The organism is Pseudomonas sp. SWRI18, assembly GCF_014268345.1.
GTDB classification, from domain to species: domain Bacteria; phylum Pseudomonadota; class Gammaproteobacteria; order Pseudomonadales; family Pseudomonadaceae; genus Aquipseudomonas; species Aquipseudomonas cedrina.
Genome location: NZ_JACCQQ010000024.1, coordinates 23041 through 41935, shown reverse-complemented (window position 1 = coordinate 41935; position 18895 = coordinate 23041). Strand labels below are relative to the sequence as shown.

Genomic DNA, 18895 nt, shown 5'->3' with positions numbered 1-18895 from the left:
CATGGATATCGGGATGATTCGTGGGCTGGGCACCGTTGTGGTGATGGTGGCCTTTATCGGCCTGGCGCTGTGGGTGTTCAGCCCCAAGCGCAAGTCGGAGTTTGAAGACGCGACCTTGCTGCCCTTTGCGGATGATCCCGAAGCCATCAAGCACGTCGAGCAAGCTTCTAGGAGTAACAAAGAATGACTACGTTCTGGAGTCTGTACGTCACAGTCCTCAGCCTGGGCACCATCTTCGCCCTGACCTGGCTGCTGCTGTCGACCCGCAAGGGCCAGCGCGCCGAGCAAACCGACGAGACTGTCGGCCACTCGTTCGACGGCATCGAGGAGTACGACAACCCACTGCCCAAGTGGTGGTTCATGCTGTTTGTCGGCACCATCATTTTCGCCCTCGGCTACCTCGTGCTGTACCCGGGCCTGGGCAACTGGAAGGGCCTGCTGCCAGGCTACAACTACCTCGACAACGATAAGCAAACCCCTTTCGCCAACGGCCAGACCGGCTGGACCGGCGTGCACGAATGGGAGAAGGAAATGGCCAGGTCGGAGGCCAAGTTCGGGCCGATCTTCGCCAAGTTCGCCTCGATGCCGATTGAAGAAGTTGCCAAGGACCCGCAAGCCCTGAAGATGGGTGGCCGCCTGTTCGCCTCCAACTGCTCGGTGTGCCATGGTTCCGACGCCAAGGGCGCCTATGGCTTCCCCAACCTGACCGACGCCGACTGGCGCTGGGGTGGCGAGCCGGCCACTATCAAGGAAACTATCATGAAGGGCCGCCACGCGGTGATGCCGGGCTGGCTGGATATCCTGAAGGAACAGGGCGTCAGCGACGTCGCCGCCTTCGTGCTGACCAACCTCGACGGCCGCAAACTACCGGAAGGCGCAAAGGCTGACGTCGCCAACGGCGAAAAACTCTTCGCCGCCAACTGCGTGGCCTGCCACGGCCCCGCCGGCAAAGGCACCCCGGCCATGGGCGCGCCCGACCTGACTCACCCGGCGGCCTTCATCTACGGTTCGAGCTTCGCGCAACTGCAACAGACCATCCGCTGGGGCCGCCAGGGCCAGATGCCGGCCCAGGAACAGCTGCAGGGCAATGACAAGGTGCACTTGCTCGCGGCGTATGTGTACAGCTTGTCCCATGGGGATAAAAAGGCTGAGGAATAACAAGGCCGTTAAAACAACAAGCCCCGGGCAGCGAAAGCTGGCGGGGCTTTTGTTGTTTATTGCTCCGAAAACCGATAGACATTAAGTTTGAAAGCTCACTTTTTAAGCGGGACTGATGCATGAACGAAGGCAGCGCCATACCCCAGCAAAATAATCAGGAAGAAGTAATCGAAGCGGTCGCTGTAAATATTGTCGACATGCTGCAAATCCCTGATGACAGCATCGAATTCACCCCAGAGCGTGCAACTATCATAACCAGACAGCAGTTCGATCAGTGACTCACTTAGGCGGCTAAGATTCTTAAACACAAAAATCAAATGTGGGAGCGATGGCGCGACGATCCGACTTGCTCGTAAATGCGATGAATCAGTAGCGAATAAGGCGACTGACACTGCGCATTCGCGAGCAAGCCCGCTCCCACATTCGACGTGGTTTTTTCTGAAGACCGAGTTCTCCAGTGCAAGGCTTTAGGGCTTGCCCGCCACAGCGATCACAAAAACCGTCCATACTTGCAAAGTCAATTGATCCAGATCACTTACACCATCAATTGATTTCACCCAACGCGACCAAAGGTCGCACCCCTTGCGTACCTTCGGGGGCGTATCATTGGGCCACTGCAACACCCTTAATTTGACCCCGGTTGGCACGTACTGGCCGAGGCAAATCTCCACCGCCGTGGGATGCAATGATGAGCGACCAGATACCGGTACATAACGTTACCCCGCCTGCCAAAACCGTCGACCTCTACGCTTCGCGAGAGAAAATCTACACCCGCGCCTTCACCGGCCTGTTCCGCAATTTGCGCATGCTCGGTGGCGCCGCACTGTTCCTGCTCTACTTCGGCACCGTGTGGCTGAACTGGGGTGGCCACCAGGCCGTGTGGTGGAACCTGCCGGAGCGTAAGTTCTTCATTTTCGGCGCAACCTTCTGGCCTCAGGACTTCATCCTGCTCTCGGGCATTCTTATCGTTGCGGCCTTTGGCCTATTCTTTATCACCGTGTACGCCGGGCGCGTGTGGTGCGGTTATACCTGCCCGCAAAGCGTGTGGACGTGGATCTTCATGTGGTGCGAAAAAGTCACCGAGGGTGACCGCAACCAACGCATCAAGCTCGACAAGGCGCCGATGAGCGCCAACAAATTCCTGCGCAAATTTGGCAAGCACACGCTGTGGCTGTTGATCGGGTTTGTCACCGGGCTGACCTTTGTCGGCTACTTCTCGCCGATCCGCGAACTGGTGTTCGATTTCTTCACCGGCCAGGCCGACGGCTGGTCGTATTTCTGGGTCGGGTTCTTTACCCTCGCCACCTATGGCAACGCCGGCTGGCTGCGCGAGCAGGTGTGCATCTACATGTGCCCGTACGCGCGTTTCCAGAGCGTGATGTTCGACAAAGACACCCTGATCGTCTCCTACGACCCTCGCCGTGGCGAAGTGCGTGGCCCACGTAAAAAAGGCGTCGACTACAAGGCCCAGGGCCTGGGCGATTGCATCGATTGCACGATGTGCGTGCAGGTGTGCCCGACCGGTATCGACATCCGCGACGGCCTGCAAATCGAGTGCATCGGCTGCGCCGCGTGTATCGATGCCTGCGACACCATCATGGACAAGATGGACTACCCGCGCGGCCTGATCAGCTACACCACTGAACATAACCTCTCGGGGCAGAAAACCCATAAACTGCGCCCGCGCCTGATCGGCTACGCCTTGGTGCTGCTGGCAATGATCGGCCTGTTGGTGGCGGCATTTTTCATGCGCTCGCTGGTGGGTTTCGACGTGAGCAAGGACCGTGTGCTGTACCGCGAAAACGCCGAAGGCCGTATCGAAAACGTCTACAGCCTGAAGATCATGAACAAGGACCAGCGCGACCACACCTACGTGCTCGATGCCGCGGGCCTGCCGGACCTCAAGCTGCAGGGCCGGCGCGAAATCAAAGTGGCCGCCGGCGACATCGTCAGCCTGCCGGTGGAACTCTCGAGTGCGCCGGAGCAATTGCCGTCGAGCACCAACGAGGTGACATTCATCCTCAAGGATGCCGATGACACCAGCGTCCAGATTGAAGCCAAGAGCCGATTCATCGGCCCACACGTTCGTTGAACAGGAACCCGAGCATGTCCGCACCCACCGCCGCAAGCCCTTGGTACAAGCACCTCTGGCCCTGGATCATCATCGGCATCCTGGCCTGCTCGGTGACCTTGACCTTGTCCATGGTGACCATCGCGGTGAATAACCCGGACAACCTGGTCAACGACAACTACTACGAGGCCGGCAAAGGCATCAACCGCGCCCTGGACCGCGAGCGCCTGGCCCAGACCCTGCAACTGCGCGCCAGGCTGCACCTGGATGAGCTGACCGGCGAAGTCGAGCTGAACCTCACCGGCTACAGCAACCCGAATACCCTGGAATTGAACCTGATCTCCCCGACCCAGCCGGAGAAGGACCGCAAGATCAACCTGGCGCGCAGCGACAGTGAACCGGGCCGCTACATCGGCCAGGTCACCGACAAGGTCGAGGGCCGCCGCTTCGTGGAACTGCTGGGCGTGGAAGGCGACAAGACCTGGCGCCTGTTCGAGGAGGAAGAGGTCAGCCACGACAAGGACCTGCTGCTGGGTGATGAGCCGTTGCAGGGCGCCGAAGATCTGAAGAAGTAAAACATTGCGCTTCGCGATGAGGCCCTTCCAGCTGACTATATCCATGACCAGCCCAACCCCCTGCTACCACTGCGCCCTGCCCGTCCCGCCGGGCAGCCGCTTCACCGCGGTGATCCTCGACGAACGCCGGGAACTCTGCTGCCCAGGTTGCCAGGCGGTGGCCGAAGCAATTGTGGCCGGCGGCCTGGAGAGCTACTACCAGCACCGCAGCGAAGCCTCGGCCAACCCTGAAGCGCTGCCGGTGCAACTGGTGGATGAGCTGGCGCTGTACGACCGCGCCGATGTGCAGAAACCCTTTGTGCGCCACGACGGCGAACTCGCCGAAGCCACCTTGCTGATGGAAGGCATCAGTTGCGCCGCCTGTGGCTGGCTGATCGAGAAACACCTGCGCAGCCTGCCCGCCGTGGCCGAGGCGCGGCTCAACCTGTCCAACCATCGTTTGCACGTGCGTTGGGCTGACGGGCAACTGCCGTTGAGCCAAGTGCTGAGTGAGCTGCGCCATATCGGTTACGCCGCCCACCCTTACCAGGCCGACCGTGCCGCCGAGCAACTGACCAGCGAAAATCGCCTGGCCCTGCGTCAATTGGGCGTGGCCGGGCTGCTGTGGTTCCAGGCCATGATGGCAACCATGGCGACCTGGCCGGAATTCAATGTCGACCTGAGCCCGGAACTGCATGTGATCCTACGCTGGGTGGCGATGTTTCTGACAACACCCATCGTGTTCTACAGCTGCGCACCGTTTTTCAAGGGTGCCCTGCGCGACCTGCGCACGCGCCACCTGACCATGGATGTATCGGTTTCACTGGCCATCGGCGGTGCCTATCTGGCGGGGATCTGGACCGCGATCACCGGCACCGGTGAGTTGTACTTCGACGCGGTGGGCATGTTTGCGCTGTTCCTGCTGACCGGGCGTTACCTCGAGCGCCGTGCCCGCGAGCGTACGGTTGCGGCGACCGCGCAACTGGTCAACCTGCTGCCCGCCTCGTGCCTGCGGCTCAAGGCGGATGGCCAGAGCGAACGCATCCTGCTCCCGGAGCTGGCCTTGGGCGATCGCGTGCTGGTGCACCCCGGTGCCGTGCTGCCGGCGGATGGCCTGATCCTCGACGGCCAGTCCAGTATCGATGAGTCGCTGCTCACGGGTGAGTACCTGCCGCAACCCCGACAAGCCGGGGATGCGGTCACGGCGGGCACGCTCAATGTCGAAGGGGCATTGATTGTGGAAGTACGCGCCTTGGGCCATGACACCCGCCTGTCCGCCATCGTGCGCCTGCTGGAAAGGGCCCAGGCCGAGAAACCGCGCCTGGCCCGGATCGCCGATCGCGCCGCGCAGTGGTTCCTGCTGTGCTCGCTGATCGCAGCCGTCCTGATCGGGTTGTTATGGTGGCAGCTGGATTCGTCGCGGGCATTCTGGATTGTGCTGGCGATGTTGGTGGCAACCTGCCCGTGCGCGTTGTCCCTGGCCACGCCCACCGCCCTCACCGCCGCCACCGGCACCTTGCACACACTCGGCCTGCTGCTGACCCGCGGCCATGTGCTGGAAGGGTTGAACCAGATCGATACGGTGATTTTCGACAAGACCGGCACCCTGACCGAAGGACGCCTGGTATTGAGCGCCATCCGGCCACTGGGCAACTTGAGCACGGACCTGTGCCTGAGCCTCGCCGCCGCCCTGGAAAACCGCTCCGAACACCCGATCGCCCGCGCCTTCGGACGCGCGACGCTGGCCGCCGACGAAGTCGTCAGTTCGCCCGGGCTTGGCCTTGAAGGCCGCGTGGGCGCGCGCCAACTGCGCATCGGCCAACCGGGCTTTGTCTGTGAACTCAGTGGTTGCCCGATCCCGGCCGCGCCGCAGGATGGCGGCCAATGGCTGCTGCTGGGCGACCGCGAAGGCGCACTGGCCTGGTTCGTGCTCGACGACCGCCTGCGCAGTGACGCGCCTGCGCTGTTGGCGGCCTGCAAGGCGCGTGGCTGGCGCACGCTGCTGTTGTCCGGGGACAGTTCGCCGATGGTCGCCAGCGTCGCGGCTGAGCTGGGTATCGACGAAGCCCACGGCGGCCTGCGCCCCGATGACAAGCTGCACGTGCTGCAACGGCTGCACCAGGAAGGCCGCAAGGTGTTGATGCTCGGCGACGGCGTCAACGATGTGCCGGTGCTCGCCGCTGCGGATATCAGCGTGGCCATGGGCACTGCCACCGACCTGGCCAAGACCAGCGCCGATGCCGTGTTGCTGTCCAACCGCCTGGACGCTCTTGTACACGCCTTTACCCTGGCACGGCGCACCCGTCGGGTGATTGTTGAAAACCTGCTGTGGGCAGGCCTATACAATGGCCTCATGCTACCGTTTGCCGCCCTGGGTTGGATCACGCCCATCTGGGCCGCGGTCGGCATGTCCCTCAGTTCGTTGACCGTGGTGCTCAACGCCCTGCGCCTGACTCGCCTGCCGAGCGCGCCGGTGGCACGAGCCCCCTCAGTAACCCGTCCGCTGCCGGCTTGAGCCGCGCGGGCATGGAGTGCAGATGCCAGCTTTATACGTAATGATTCCGGCGGCGCTGCTGTTAGTGGGCGTGGCCATCTATATCTTTTTCTGGGCGGTGGACAGCGGCCAGTACGACGACCTCGACGGCCCGGCCCACAGCGTCTTGTTCGACGACCAGGACCCGAACCACCTCGCCGCCGTCGACGAAGCCAACGGCCCCGAGCAACCGCCCACGCCCAAAGACCCGCCCCATGCTTGAATTGGCGCCGCTGCTGGTTTCCGCGCTGATCCTCGGCCTGCTGGGCGGCGGCCATTGCCTGGGCATGTGCGGCGGGCTGATGGGCGCGCTGACCCTGGCGATCCCCAGGGAGCAGCGCGGCCGCAGGTTTCGACTGCTGCTGGCATACAACCTGGGCAGGGTGCTCAGCTATGCCGTCGCCGGCGTATTGATTGGCCTGGCCGGTTGGGCCGTGGCGAACAGCCCGGCGGCGATGTTCATGCGTGTGCTTGCCGGGCTGCTGTTGATCAGCATGGGCCTGTACCTGGCCGGTTGGTGGAGCGGCCTCACCCGCATCGAAAGCCTCGGCCGCGGCCTGTGGCGCTTTATCCAGCCCGTCGCCAGCCGCCTGCTGCCGGTGTCGAGCCTGCCGCGCGCGTTGCTGCTGGGCGCGCTGTGGGGCTGGTTGCCGTGCGGGTTGGTCTATAGCACCCTGCTATGGGCCGCGAGCCAGGGGAATGCGCTGGACAGCGGCTTGCTGATGCTGGCGTTCGGCCTGGGTACCTGGCCGGTGCTGTTGGCCACCGGGCTTGCGGCCGAGCGGGTCACCGCGCTGCTGCGCAAACGCAGCGTGCGCAGGGCGGGTGGCACGCTGGTGATCCTGTTTGGCCTATGGACATTGCCTGGGCCCCACCAGCACTGGCTGATGGGACACTGATTGACGATGTGGCATAGCGCCGCTCCCTGTTGATGCAAATCAAGGTGGCCGCGCCAGCCAGCCCCTAGACTCGGCCCACCAGCCAATCCGGGGGACCGCCCGCATGCTCGACGCCATTCGTTGGGACGCCAATCTGATTCACCGCTACGACCTGGCGGGACCGCGCTACACGTCCTACCCCACCGCCGTACAATTCGACAGCCAGGTCGGGACATTCGACCTGCTCCACGCCCTGCGCGATAGCCGCAAGGCCGCGCGACCGTTGTCGCTGTACCTGCATGTGCCGTTCTGCGCGAACATCTGCTACTACTGCGCCTGCAACAAAGTCATCACCAAGGACCGTGGCCGCGCCCAGGCCTACCTGCAACGCCTGGAGCAGGAAATCCAGCTGGTGGCCTGCCACCTCGACCCGAAACAACCGGTGGAGCAACTGCATTTCGGCGGCGGCACCCCGACGTTTCTCAGTCACGATGAACTGCGCCAGGTCATGACGTGCCTGCGCCGGCACTTCAACCTGCTGGACGATGATTCCGGCGACTACGGCATCGAGATCGACCCTCGCGAAGCCGACTGGGCCACCATGGGCCTGCTGCGCGAACTGGGCTTCAACCGCGTCAGCATCGGCCTGCAGGACCTCGACCCCGAGGTACAACGCGCGGTCAATCGCCTGCAAAGCCTGGAAGAAACCCAGGCTGTGATCGAGGCGGCGCGCACCCTGCAATTTCGCTCGATCAATATCGACCTGATCTACGGCTTGCCCAAGCAAACGCCGATCAATTTCGCGCGCACCGTGGAAGAAGTGATCAAGCTGCAACCCGACCGCCTGTCGGTGTTCAACTACGCCCACCTCCCGGAACGTTTCATGCCGCAGCGGCGCATCAACACCGATGACCTGCCCTCCCCGGCGGCAAAGCTGCTGATGCTGCAAACCACCATCGAGCAACTGACCCAGGCCGGCTACCGCTACATCGGCATGGACCACTTCGCCCTGCCCGACGACGAGCTGGCCATCGCCCAGGAAGAAGGCACCTTGCAACGCAACTTCCAGGGCTACACCACCCACGGCCATTGCGACTTGATCGGGCTCGGGGTGTCGGCGATCAGCCAGATCGGCGACCTCTACTGCCAGAACAGCAGTGACCTCAACGGCTACCAGAACACCCTGGCCGGCGCGCAACTGGCGACCAGTCGTGGTTTGATCTGCACCACGGATGACCGCTTGCGACGGGATGTGATCCAGCAGTTGATCTGCAACTTCAGTCTGGGATTCGAGGGGATCGAACAGGCGTACAACATCGACTTTCGCGGCTATTTTGCCGAGCTGTGGCCACAACTGGAAACGATGGCCACCGACGGTTTGATCGAGTTAGACGCCCGAGGCATCCGCGTACTGCCGGCCGGGCGCCTGCTGGTGCGTTCGGTGTGCATGGTGTTCGATGCCTATCTGGAACATCAGAACAGGCAGCGTTTTTCACGGGTGATCTGATCAGTTCGACAGCGCCATGACTTTTCCGACGTCTTCGGAGCTCATGCCCTTCATCGCCTTGGCCAGAGATATTTGAGCGGTCATCAAGCCTGCCTGCAGGGAACTGATGGCCGTCTGCAAGATGGACGTCTTGGCCTGGAGTTCTTCCGGGGTCAGGTTCTGCTGGGTCGCCAACGCTTGCAGTTCGGCCATTTTCTCGGCGATCTGCTGCTTCAACTGACGGATCATTTTCAGGATCTCCTTGACGTTATCGTCCAGGCCGCTCTCGTCGATATCGGAGTTAGTGCTCGCAGCCTTGCCGGCTGCGTTGAACGCATCGGCGGAAATCGTCACCTTCACGCCTTCAACCGGCGTGGTTTCCGTGACAGGCGCTGGTTTTTCCTCGGTCTCCACCGTTGGCTTCAGGTCCGGCACCGTGGGTACGCGAACGGCGGGATTGTAGGCAGCAATGACAGACATGATCTGAGCTCCGGCTCGTGGAAATACACAGGGGGTATCGGCGTCGATACAAAAACCTTTATACCGTTGCGGTTTTTTTGTACACGCTGGCCTCACCGCCCTCCAGTGCGTTACCCTTACGTCTTATGTGTGTTTTCCCACAAGGATTTAAGAAATGTCCGAGCCAGTCAAACTGCGCGCTCATGGCCAGGCCCACTGCAAGGATTGCAGCCTGGCTCCCCTCTGCTTGCCACTTTCGTTGAATTTGGAAGACATGGATGCGTTGGACGAGATCGTTAAACGCGGTCGCCCGCTAAAAAAAGGCGAGTTTCTGTTTCGCCAGGGCGACAAGTTCGACTCCGTCTATGCAGTGCGTTCGGGCGCATTGAAGACCTTCAGCCTGAGCGACGGCGGCGAAGAGCAGATCACCGGTTTCCACCTGCCCAGCGAGCTGGTGGGGTTGTCGGGCATGGACACCGAGATGCACCCCGTTTCAGCCCAGGCCCTGGAGACGACGTCGGTGTGCGAAATCCCCTTCGAGCGCCTGGACGAACTGGCCCTGCAGTTGCCGCAACTGCGCCGTCAATTGATGCGCGTGATGAGCCGCGAGATTCGTGACGACCAGCAAATGATGCTGCTGCTGTCGAAGAAAACCGCCGACGAGCGCATTGCCACCTTCCTGGTCAACCTGTCGGCACGCTTCCGTGCCCGTGGCTTCTCGGCCAACCAGTTCCGCCTGAGCATGTCGCGCAATGAAATCGGCAACTACCTGGGCCTGGCGGTGGAGACCGTGTCCCGTGTATTCACCCGTTTCCAGCAGAACGAACTGCTTGCCGCCGAGGGCAAGGAAGTGCATATCCTCGACCCGATCCAACTGTGCGCACTGGCGGGTGGCTCGCTGGAGGGCTGACGCAGACACGCGCGGCCGCGCCAATCGGCGAGGCCGCAGGTATACTCGGCGTCCGTTTCCAGCCCAGGACTCTTCGACGATGACCTTTGATTCGTTCGACATCAAATCCCTGATCCGCCCCGTCATCGACTTCCCCAAGCCAGGGGTGATCTTCCGTGACATTACCCCCCTGTTCCAATCGCCCCGCGCCCTGCGCCTGGTGGCGGACAGCTTTGCCCACCGTTATGTCGAAGCCGAATTCACCCATATCGGCGCGATGGATGCGCGCGGTTTCCTGATCGGTTCGATTATTGCCTATCAACTGAACAAGCCTCTGGTGCTGTTCCGCAAGCAAGGCAAGCTGCCAGCGGACGTGCTGGCCGAGGGTTACCAAACCGAGTACGGCGAGGCCTTTTTGGAGGTGCACGCGGACAGCCTGTGCGAGGGCGACTCGGTGTTGATATTCGATGACTTGATCGCCACGGGCGGTACATTGATTGCGGCGGCGAACCTGGTACGGCGCATGGGCGCGAAGATTTTCGAAGCGGCGGCGATTATCGATTTGCCGGAGCTGGGTGGGTCGCAGCGCTTGGAAGATATGGGGATTCCCACGTTTTGCCTGACGCAGTTTGCGTTGACCGAGCGTTAACGGTTAACCGAGCCGACTTCATCGCGGGCAAGCCCGGCTCCCACAGGGGAATGCATTCCACTGTGGGATTGTTCAGGTCTTTAGAGCGCGATCGGCTTGCGGCCGGCAAACGAATGCGCCAACGTCCCGCCATCCACCAACTCCAGCTCGCCGCCCAACGGCACGCCATGGGCGATGCGCGAGGTGATCAGGCCTTTGTTGGTCAGCAATTGGGCGATGTAGTGCGCGGTCGCCTCACCTTCCACCGTCGGGTTGGTGGCCAGGATCACTTCGGTAAAGGTGCCCTGCGCTTCGATGCGCGCCACCAGTTGCGGGATACCGATGGCTTCCGGGCCCAGGCCGTCCAACGGCGACAGATGGCCCTTGAGCACGAAGTAGCGCCCGCGATAGCCGGTCTGTTCCACCGCGTACACATCCATCGGCCCTTCCACGACGCACAGCAGCGTATCGTCGCGACGCGGGTCGGCGCATTGCGGGCAGAGTTCTTCTTCGGTAAGCGTGCGGCACTGGCGGCAGTGGCCTACTCCGGTCATGGCCTGGCTCAGGGCCTGGGCCAACCGGGTGCCGCCGCTGCGATCGCGCTCAAGCAGTTGCAGCGCCATGCGCTGGGCGGTTTTCTGGCCCACGCCCGGCAAAGTGCGCAGGGCGTCGATCAGTTGGCGAATCAGGGGGCTGAAGCTCATGGGCGAAGGGTCCGACAAAACAACGAGACGCGGTTTATACCCGCGCCTCGGATTAGCGTCAAATGCTCAATCCTGTGCGACCCGCACCACCAACTTGCCGAAGTTGCGTCCTTCCAGCAAACCGATAAAGGCTTCGGGCGCCTGCTCCAGGCCGTCAACCACATCCTCGCGGAATTTGATCTTGCCGTCGCGCACCCACGGCGCCATGGCGCTGAGGAACTCAGGCTGGCGATCACCGTAGTCATCGAACACGATAAAGCCCTGGATACGCACGCGCTTGGTCAGCAAGGTGCGCTGCAGCGCGGGCAACCGGTCAGGCCCCTCGGGCGCTTCATGAGCGTTATAGCCGGCGATCAGCCCGCACAGTGGAATGCGCGCCTTGGGGTTGAGCAAGGGCACCACGGCGTCGAACACTTTGCCGCCGACGTTTTCGAAATAGATGTCTATGCCCTCGGAGCACGCCTGGGTCAACTGATCGGCAAACTCGGCGCTCTTGTGGTCAATACAAGCATCAAAGCCCAATTCGTCCACCACGTAGCGGCACTTGTCGGCGCCACCCGCGATACCGACCACCCGCAGGCCCTTGAGCTTGGCCACTTGCCCCACCACCGAGCCCACTGCACCCGACGCAGCCGCCACCACCAGGGTTTCGCCGGCCTTGGGCTGGCCGATGTCCATCAGGCCCATGTAGGCGGTCATGCCCGGCATGCCCAGCACGCCCAAGGCCATCGACGGACTGGCCAAGCCCTTGGGCACCGGCATCAAGTTGCGCCCGTCGGAAATGCTGTGGCTCTGCCACCCTGTGGAGCCGACCACCAGGTCGCCCACTTCGAATTTCGGATTACGCGACTGCTCGATACGGCTGACAGCGCCACCGGTCATCACTTCATCGATTTCCACCGGAGCTGCGTAGGACGGTGCGTCGCTCATGCGTCCACGCATATAGGGATCGAGGGACAGGTAGAGCGTCTTGAGCAGGACCTGGCCGTCAGCCAGCTCCGGCAGATTCACACGCTCCAGGCGGAAGTTTTCCGGGGTCGGTGCGCCTTGAGGGCGTGAGACCAGGACGATGCGCTGGTTCAGTGTGGGTTCTTGAGACATGAGGAACTCCTTTAGCGAATGCAGCGGTATAGGGTGCAGACCCTCTGCATGCGGTTGGGGTTCAGATCGATAGCGTGGGAACGATCAACACCGAGTTGTCCGCATCGCAGGCAAGCCAGCTCCCACAGTTGCTCTGCCACGCTCAAAAAAATGCCAGGCATCGAGCCTGGCATTTGAGTTCAGCTAGCCGATCAGAACGGCAGCTTCATGCCTGGCGGCAGTTGCATGCCGGCGGTCACGCCGCCCATTTTTTCCTGGCTGCTGGCTTCGATCTTGCGCACGGCGTCGTTGACCGCGGCGGCGAACAAGTCTTCCAGCACTTCGCGGTCGTCATCGCTGACGCCTTCGAGCAGGCTTGGATCGATGCTCACACGCTTGATGTCGTGACGACCAGTCATCACCACACTGACCATATCGCCACCGGCTTTACCGGTGACTTCGGCGTTGGCCAGTTCTTCCTGCATCTTGGCCATTTTTTCCTGCATCTGCTGCGCCTGCTTCATCAGGCCGGCCATGCCACCTTTCATCATGGGAATCACCTCAAAAGTACGTGGATCAGTTTAGTAGCCCGGTTTCATGATGCCTGGGGCACCGGGACGTCGACAGGTTCAATAGTATCGTGACGGACGACCGCACCGAACTGTTGCATCATTTGCTGGATGAGCGGATCACCCTGGATCGAATCCTCGGCCTCGCGCTGGCGATTGATACGCCGGCGCGTCGCGGCCTGGGCCGGGGTTTCCTGTTCGGGCTTGGTCAGCTCGATGGTGATGGTGAGCGTGCGCCCATGGTACTGGTTCAGCGCATCGTTCAGGCGGCGTTGCTGGGTGGCGTTGAACAGCGCACTGTGGGCCGGGTCCAGGTGCAGCAGCCAGTGATCGCCCTCGATGGAGATCAAGGTACAGTTGGCGGCGATGCTGCCGGTCATGCCGGAAATCGGCAGTTTCGGGAACAATTCCAGCCATTGCAGGGCCAGCCCGGTGGCCGGGGCCGCCGCGGGTTCCGCCTCGGGCTCGGGGGCTGGCTCGGCGGTGTGTTCGCTGGCCAGTTCGTCCAGGTAACTGTAGGCCGAGTCCATGTCCGGCTCGATGTAGTCTTCGTCCAGCGGCGGTTCGTCGTCGAGGTCGATGCCCGGGGTGGCGGCCTCTACCTGGGCCACGGTGGGCTCCGGGATAGGCGCAGAGGTCCACTCGGGGGCATCGGGCACCACGCTGTCCGGAGTCGGCGTGGGCATCGGCGTCAGCTCGGGCTGCTCGCCGCTGGTTTCCAGCACCGGCTCCACGGCAGGCACCTGCTCGACGTCGGCCTGGGTGTCTTGCGGAGCATTCCATGGCAGGTCAACGACCGGCTCAGGTTCCTTGACCGGTTCGGGCTCGACCACGGGCGCTGCGACCACGGGCTCCGGCACCGGTGCGGGCGGCTCAGGCTCACGAGACGGCGCAGCGACCACTGGCGCAGTCACCGCCGCGCCAGCCACTGGTTTGGCGGAATCAACTGTGGCCTGGCTGATCCCCACTGGCTTTAGCGGCTGTCTCGGCGCGTCGGCCGAATCGGCGGGCCGGAAGGCCAGCATCCGCAGCAGCACCATTTCAAAGCCGCCGCGCGGGTCCGGGGCCAAGGGCAGGTCGCGGCGGCCGATCAGGCCCATCTGGTAGTAGAACTGCACATCTTCGGCCGGCAACGCCTGGGCCAGTGCCAGCACACGGTCACGGTCGCCATGGCCGTTGTCGACACCCTCGGGCAAGGCCTGGGCGATGGCGACGCGGTGCAGCACATTGAGGATTTCCGAGAGCACGCCGTTCCAGTCCGGGCCCTGCTCCGACAGGTGGCGCACCGCTTCGAGCAACGCCTTGGCGTCACCTTCGATCAGCGCGTGCAACACGTCGAACACCTGGCCATGGTCCAGGGTACCGAGCATGGCGCGCACATCGGCAGCCATGACCTTGCCTTCACCAAAGGAGATGGCCTGGTCGGTAAGGCTCATGGCGTCACGCATCGAACCATCGGCGGCGCGGCCGAGCAGCCAGAGCGCGTCGTCTTCGAACGGTACGTTCTCGACGCCCAACACGTGGGTCAAATGCTCGACCACCCGCTCGGGGGTCATGTTTTTCAGGGAGAACTGCAGGCACCGCGACAGAATCGTTGCAGGGAGTTTCTGCGGGTCGGTGGTGGCCAGGATGAATTTGACGTAGGGCGGCGGCTCTTCCAAGGTTTTCAACAGTGCGTTGAAGGAATGGCTGGACAGCATGTGCACTTCGTCGATCAGGTAGACCTTGAAGCGACCACGGCTGGGCGCGTACTGCACGTTGTCGAGCAGCTCGCGGGTGTCTTCGACCTTGGTGCGGCTCGCGGCGTCGATCTCGATGAGGTCGACGAAACGCCCTTCGTCAATTTCCTTGCACACCGAGCAGGTACCGCACGGCGTTGACGTGATGCCGGTTTCACAGTTCAGGCATTTGGCGATGATGCGTGCAATGGTGGTCTTGCCCACCCCCCGCGTACCGGTAAACAGGTAGGCGTGGTGCAGCCGTTGGCTGTCCAAGGCATTGATCAGAGCCTTGAGCACATGGGTCTGGCCGACCATTTCGCGGAACGAGCGCGGGCGCCATTTACGTGCAAGAACCTGATAACTCATCGAAAACCGTCGCAACTGGGAAGCGGAAGCCGGTAATGCTAGCGGAGCAAGGGGGAAATTGCATCCGGCACGCTCGCCTAATCTGATCAAGCGCTGCTGATTGGCGCTGAAAAGCCGGGCAAGATCAGCCAGATCAACGCCTCTGCAGGCTGATCGCCGCCACGCTGGCCAGCACAATCCCACCGCCCAGCATCACCTGCAGAGCGATGTGCTCACCCAGCAGCGTCGCCGCCAGGGCCATGGCCACCGGCGGGATCAGGTACATCGCCACCGACGCACGGCTGACCTCGACATGCTTCAACACATAGCCCCAGGCCAGGTACGCCAAGGCACTGGGGAAAATGCCGAGCACCAGCATCGCCAGGTTGTCCGCCCACGGCGCCTGCGCCACCGCAGCGGGCAAGCCTGGCAGGTTCACGCAGAGCATCAAGGTGCCCGCCCACACCATGTAGCAGGCCATCGTCAGCGGGCTATAACGATGGGCATAATGTTTCTGGATGGCGAAGTAGAGGCTCCACGACACCGCCGCCAGCAGGATAAGCAAGCCACGCGGGTCGATATCGCCCACGCCCTGGTCGCCCCAGATCACCACCATCACGCCAAGCAAACCGAGCAGCACGCAGCTCCAGCGCCAGAAGCTGACCCGCTCCTTCAAGCAGAAAAACGCGATCAACACACTGAACAACGGCGCCGATTGTGCCAGTACGCTGGACGCCGCCGCCGTCACGAACTGTTGCCCGTAGTTAAGGCTGGTGTGGTGCAGGAACACCCCGAAAAAACTCAACACCATTAGCCACGGCATATCCCCAAGGCGCGGCCGGCCAATGCCCGTTACCAGCGCCACAGCGGCCATGAACAGCGAGGCAATCAGGAACCGCAGCAGCGCGAGGTGGCCAGGGCTGTAGCTGCGCAGCCCCATGTGCACGCCAATCGGCGAATAGGCCCAGCAGAGGATGACGCTGGCGATGACTAGCGTAAGCTTCAGGGGTGACGGAGTATTCATCGAAGGCATCCGAATACTGAGAAAGGATGCCGTCAGTCTTGGCCGGCCCGAGGCGTAGGACAATTAAGCGTTTCTGACTTCTGAAATCATTGGAACTGAGCAATGGAACTGGCCCAACTGAACATGGTGCGAGCCGTGGCGCAAACCGGCAGCGTGGCCCAGGCCGCCCTGCGGTTGCACTGTGTGCCGTCCAACATCACCACGCGGATCAAGCAACTGGAAGCCGAGTTGGGCACGCCCTTGTTTATCCGCGCCGGGCGTGGGCTGGCGATCAGCGCGGCGGGCGAGATCTTCCTGGAGTATTGCGAACGCATCCTGGCCCTGGTGGAGGAGTCCAAACGCGCCGTCGACGCTGACGCCATTCCCCGGGGCACCCTGCGCATCGGAGCGGTGGAGTCCAGCGCCAGCGGCCGTCTGCCGCCACTGTTGGCGGAATATCACCGGCGCTACCCGGATGTCAGCCTGGAACTGGTGACCGGCGCCTGGAGCGAGCTGCTCGACGACCTGCAACACCACCGTCTGGATGTGGCGCTGGTGGCTGCCGGCAACAAACGCGCGAAGCTCGAACACAGCGTGGTCTACAGCGAACGCCTGGTGCTGATCGCAAGTGCAAGCAGCGAACCAATCCGCAGCGCCGCCGACCTCGCAGGCCGCACGCTGCTGGTATGGCCGCCCGGCTGTCCTTACCGTGCCGCGCTGGAGAACTGGCTCAAGCCCCATGCTTTCCAGCCGGCCGTGGCCAGCTATGCCAGTTGGGGCACGATCATCGGTTGCGTCAGCGCGGGCATTGGCGTGGCGCTGGCGCCGGAAGGCATCCTGGGCCGCTATGAACAGGCCGACCAACTGGCGTCGTACCGGTTTGACGAACTGCAGGCGGTGGACAACCTACTGTTCTGGCACAAAGACACCCAGCGGCATCTGGCGCGGGATGCGTTTGCCGGGTTGTTGCGCGAGACCTTCGGCTGAACACTGATCAAAAAGTGGGAGCTGGCTTGCGTCGTTATCGAAAATCAGCTTTTGGGTGCCGACAAACGGCTGTACTGATCCTGGCTGATCCAGCCGGTAAACGAACGGTCCTCGGCATTGATGAACTCGACCTGGGCCCAGCCGTCCTTGAAGGCCAGCACACCGACGACGTCATCCTTGACGATATAAGGGCGCTTGGTGGCCTTGGCGCTGGGGTTCTTCAGCAGGTAAGCCTTGTCGGCGGACACCTTCACCAAGCCGATCCACGGCTTGTTGGCTGTCTGGGTCAGGTCCAGGCCGGTGGCGATCTCCGGCATCAGCACATTGAGGCAACCGGGATGCTGGCGACCCTGTTCCACCGTCAGGGTTACGCCGTCCGACGAAGGTGCCACGCTGCCGGGGTAGGTTTCGTCTTGCCAGGTGGTCAGCGCGTCGGGTTTGCCTTGCAGGTAGAACGTGCAACCGCGCGTCACGCCCTCGCCCATGGCTTCGGCGTAGTAGCCTTCGACCTGATGCTGCGGTGTCACCGCCAGCTTCAGCCCTTCGTATTGGCCTGAGTGCAGCTCGGGCGAACCGGCAAAGGCGGGCGCCACGGCGCTTAACGACAACACACCCATCGCTAGAAAACGCATCATCTTATTTTTTCCCTTCAAGTTTCTCGTAGGCTTTTTGCATAAGGACGTCATAGTTGCCGTAGTCTTTGCCGTTGTAATTGAATGCCATGGAAGTGAAGTCCTTGGCTTTCATGGCCGTCATCAACGCCGGGCTCTTGCTGCAAAAGCCTAGGAATGCCTTTAGTTGACTGCCGGCATTCACTTTCAAGGCCGCGACCAACTCGAACACCGTCTTGTAACCGCATGACCCGTAGTTGAACCCCATGACCTGGAACATGCCCCAGGACGCCGACATCAGCGCAGCTTCCTGGTCCAAGGCAAAGGCAGTAGCCATGGTTTCCCAGGCCTTGATCTGGTCCTTGTTATTGATCTGCCACTGCGGCCCGGCCTTTTTCTTGTAGGGGTAAGACAGCAGCGGGTGCGCCTGGTCGTAGATGTTCTTGGTGTACTTGCGAAACACGTGCCCTTCAAACGCAATCACCGGCAGCCTGGCCGGTCCGAAGCCCGAACGGCCGCCGGATTCCACGGTGGCGAAGGCCTTGATGATATTCACCGAAATACCGCCTCCCAACTGAGTGGCAGCATTTTGAAAGTCCGTCTCGCTGAGGGTCATGCCCCCATCGCACGTGGCCTGGAGTATCAGTTGGCGATTGCGGCGCTCGGCCTCGATCATTGCGCGCATGCGGTCCAGGTACACATTGACCGTGGCCTGCACCGCATCCCCAGAATTGTTGCCGAACGCATTCAGAAAGCTCGGGATACGCATGCTCGGGAAAGCCTTGACCGGCACCTTCACCGCCTCTTCAATCAGGCTGTTGAAGGTGCGGCCCGTGGGGTCAATCACCCCATCGGGATGGGCGTATTTGAGATGACGGAACTGGTACTGGCTGATGCACTGCACCAACTGGCCGTCGCATTTACCGTTTTCGGCCAGCGGAAAACCCAGCTTGGGGATGATCAGATTGAATAAATACTGGATGCACTGCACATCGGCGGGCAAGTTGCGGGCTTTACCAGGCGCGCCTACCGAAGCACTGATAAGACGCGGCAACCCTTGCAGGCTTTTCATCACAGACATCCTTGTTAGTTAATAAAGTGATAGCACTTAGATATCAACTTGCTGCCCTTGTTACACTCTGAAACAAGCGGCTGGCGGAAACTATCAAGGTGGATTCAGGTTGTCCATGGCGACCTGTGAAAGATGTGAAACAGGCAG

At 61.9% G+C, this 18895-nt stretch carries 20 protein-coding genes; 12 read left to right on the top strand and 8 right to left on the bottom strand.

What is annotated here, in order from left to right:
- Nucleotide 1 precedes the first annotated feature (1 nt).
- The 9 genes from H0Z09_RS22710 (at nt 2) to hemN (ending at nt 8701) form a co-directional block, all read left to right on the top strand.
- Nucleotides 2–187 carry a CcoQ/FixQ family Cbb3-type cytochrome c oxidase assembly chaperone gene (locus tag H0Z09_RS22710; protein WP_003175465.1) on the top strand — a complete coding sequence of 62 codons (186 nt, stop codon included), beginning with the start codon at nt 2–4 and terminating at the stop codon, nt 185–187.
- A complete protein-coding gene (gene ccoP / locus H0Z09_RS22705) occupies nt 184–1158 on the top strand; it encodes a cytochrome-c oxidase, cbb3-type subunit III (RefSeq protein WP_186693656.1) in 975 nt (324 codons plus the stop codon). The genes H0Z09_RS22710 and ccoP overlap by 4 nt, the downstream gene beginning before the upstream one ends.
- Before the next feature lie 119 nt (nt 1159–1277).
- Complete coding sequence (locus H0Z09_RS22700; protein ID WP_186693654.1) at nt 1278–1436, top strand: hypothetical protein; 159 nt, start codon at nt 1278–1280, stop codon at nt 1434–1436.
- Nucleotides 1437–1846: 410 nt separating this feature from the next.
- Entirely contained in the window at nt 1847–3250 is a 1404-nt protein-coding gene (gene ccoG / locus H0Z09_RS22695; RefSeq protein WP_186693652.1) for a cytochrome c oxidase accessory protein CcoG, read from the top strand.
- A gap of 14 nt (nt 3251–3264) precedes the next feature.
- Nucleotides 3265–3804 (top strand): FixH family protein, encoded by a 540-nt coding sequence (locus H0Z09_RS22690; RefSeq protein WP_076949461.1) that lies wholly within the window; start codon nt 3265–3267, stop codon nt 3802–3804.
- A gap of 43 nt (nt 3805–3847) precedes the next feature.
- On the top strand, nt 3848–6298 hold the full coding sequence (locus H0Z09_RS22685) for a heavy metal translocating P-type ATPase (RefSeq protein ID WP_186693650.1): 2451 nt from the start codon (nt 3848–3850) through the stop codon (nt 6296–6298).
- A gap of 22 nt (nt 6299–6320) precedes the next feature.
- Nucleotides 6321–6539, top strand: coding sequence for a cbb3-type cytochrome oxidase assembly protein CcoS (gene ccoS, locus H0Z09_RS22680; protein ID WP_053132914.1), 219 nt, complete (start codon nt 6321–6323; stop codon nt 6537–6539).
- Nucleotides 6532–7215 (top strand): sulfite exporter TauE/SafE family protein, encoded by a 684-nt coding sequence (locus H0Z09_RS22675; protein WP_186693647.1) that lies wholly within the window; start codon nt 6532–6534, stop codon nt 7213–7215. Before ccoS ends, H0Z09_RS22675 begins: the two co-directional genes overlap by 8 nt.
- Before the next feature lie 103 nt (nt 7216–7318).
- A complete protein-coding gene (gene hemN, locus H0Z09_RS22670) occupies nt 7319–8701 on the top strand; it encodes an oxygen-independent coproporphyrinogen III oxidase (RefSeq protein ID WP_186693645.1) in 1383 nt (460 codons plus the stop codon).
- On the opposite strand, the gene H0Z09_RS22665 is transcribed toward hemN, so the two are convergent.
- Nucleotides 8702–9160 carry a FlxA-like family protein gene (locus H0Z09_RS22665; protein WP_186693643.1) on the bottom strand — a complete coding sequence of 153 codons (459 nt, stop codon included), beginning with the start codon at nt 9158–9160 and terminating at the stop codon, nt 8702–8704.
- 154 nt (nt 9161–9314) lie between these two features.
- Here H0Z09_RS22665 and fnr point away from each other — a divergent pair, with 154 nt between their 5' ends.
- Nucleotides 9315–10049, top strand: a complete 735-nt coding sequence (gene fnr, locus H0Z09_RS22660) for a fumarate/nitrate reduction transcriptional regulator Fnr (protein ID WP_076949467.1) — start codon at nt 9315–9317, stop codon at nt 10047–10049.
- A 79-nt stretch (nt 10050–10128) separates the two neighbouring features.
- Nucleotides 10129–10677 carry an adenine phosphoribosyltransferase gene (locus H0Z09_RS22655; protein WP_076949468.1) on the top strand — a complete coding sequence of 183 codons (549 nt, stop codon included), beginning with the start codon at nt 10129–10131 and terminating at the stop codon, nt 10675–10677.
- A gap of 80 nt (nt 10678–10757) precedes the next feature.
- Here the strand turns inward: H0Z09_RS22655 and recR are convergent, their stop codons facing one another.
- From recR to H0Z09_RS22630, 5 genes are all read right to left on the bottom strand, one after another.
- Nucleotides 10758–11360 carry a recombination mediator RecR gene (gene recR / locus H0Z09_RS22650; RefSeq protein WP_010208540.1) on the bottom strand — a complete coding sequence of 201 codons (603 nt, stop codon included), beginning with the start codon at nt 11358–11360 and terminating at the stop codon, nt 10758–10760.
- Between the two features lie 66 nt (nt 11361–11426).
- On the bottom strand, nt 11427–12461 hold the full coding sequence (locus tag H0Z09_RS22645; RefSeq protein ID WP_186693641.1) for an NADP-dependent oxidoreductase: 1035 nt from the start codon (nt 12459–12461) through the stop codon (nt 11427–11429).
- Nucleotides 12462–12652: 191 nt separating this feature from the next.
- On the bottom strand, nt 12653–12991 hold the full coding sequence (locus H0Z09_RS22640) for a YbaB/EbfC family nucleoid-associated protein (RefSeq protein ID WP_076949470.1): 339 nt from the start codon (nt 12989–12991) through the stop codon (nt 12653–12655).
- Between the two features lie 44 nt (nt 12992–13035).
- Entirely contained in the window at nt 13036–15096 is a 2061-nt protein-coding gene (gene dnaX / locus H0Z09_RS22635; protein WP_186693639.1) for a DNA polymerase III subunit gamma/tau, read from the bottom strand.
- 133 nt (nt 15097–15229) lie between these two features.
- Nucleotides 15230–16099 (bottom strand): DMT family transporter, encoded by an 870-nt coding sequence (locus tag H0Z09_RS22630; RefSeq protein ID WP_186693637.1) that lies wholly within the window; start codon nt 16097–16099, stop codon nt 15230–15232.
- 102 nt (nt 16100–16201) lie between these two features.
- Between H0Z09_RS22630 and H0Z09_RS22625 the strand changes: the two genes are divergently transcribed.
- On the top strand, nt 16202–17065 hold the full coding sequence (locus tag H0Z09_RS22625; RefSeq protein WP_076949473.1) for a LysR substrate-binding domain-containing protein: 864 nt from the start codon (nt 16202–16204) through the stop codon (nt 17063–17065).
- Between the two features lie 44 nt (nt 17066–17109).
- On the opposite strand, the gene H0Z09_RS22620 is transcribed toward H0Z09_RS22625, so the two are convergent.
- Nucleotides 17110–17700 carry a hypothetical protein gene (locus tag H0Z09_RS22620; RefSeq protein ID WP_186693635.1) on the bottom strand — a complete coding sequence of 197 codons (591 nt, stop codon included), beginning with the start codon at nt 17698–17700 and terminating at the stop codon, nt 17110–17112.
- Nucleotide 17701: 1 nt separating this feature from the next.
- The gene (locus H0Z09_RS22615) at nt 17702–18748 is read right to left on the bottom strand and encodes an N-acetylmuramidase family protein (protein ID WP_186693633.1); all 1047 of its coding nucleotides are present in this window, start codon (nt 18746–18748) and stop codon (nt 17702–17704) included.
- Nucleotides 18749–18895: the final 147 nt, after the last annotated feature.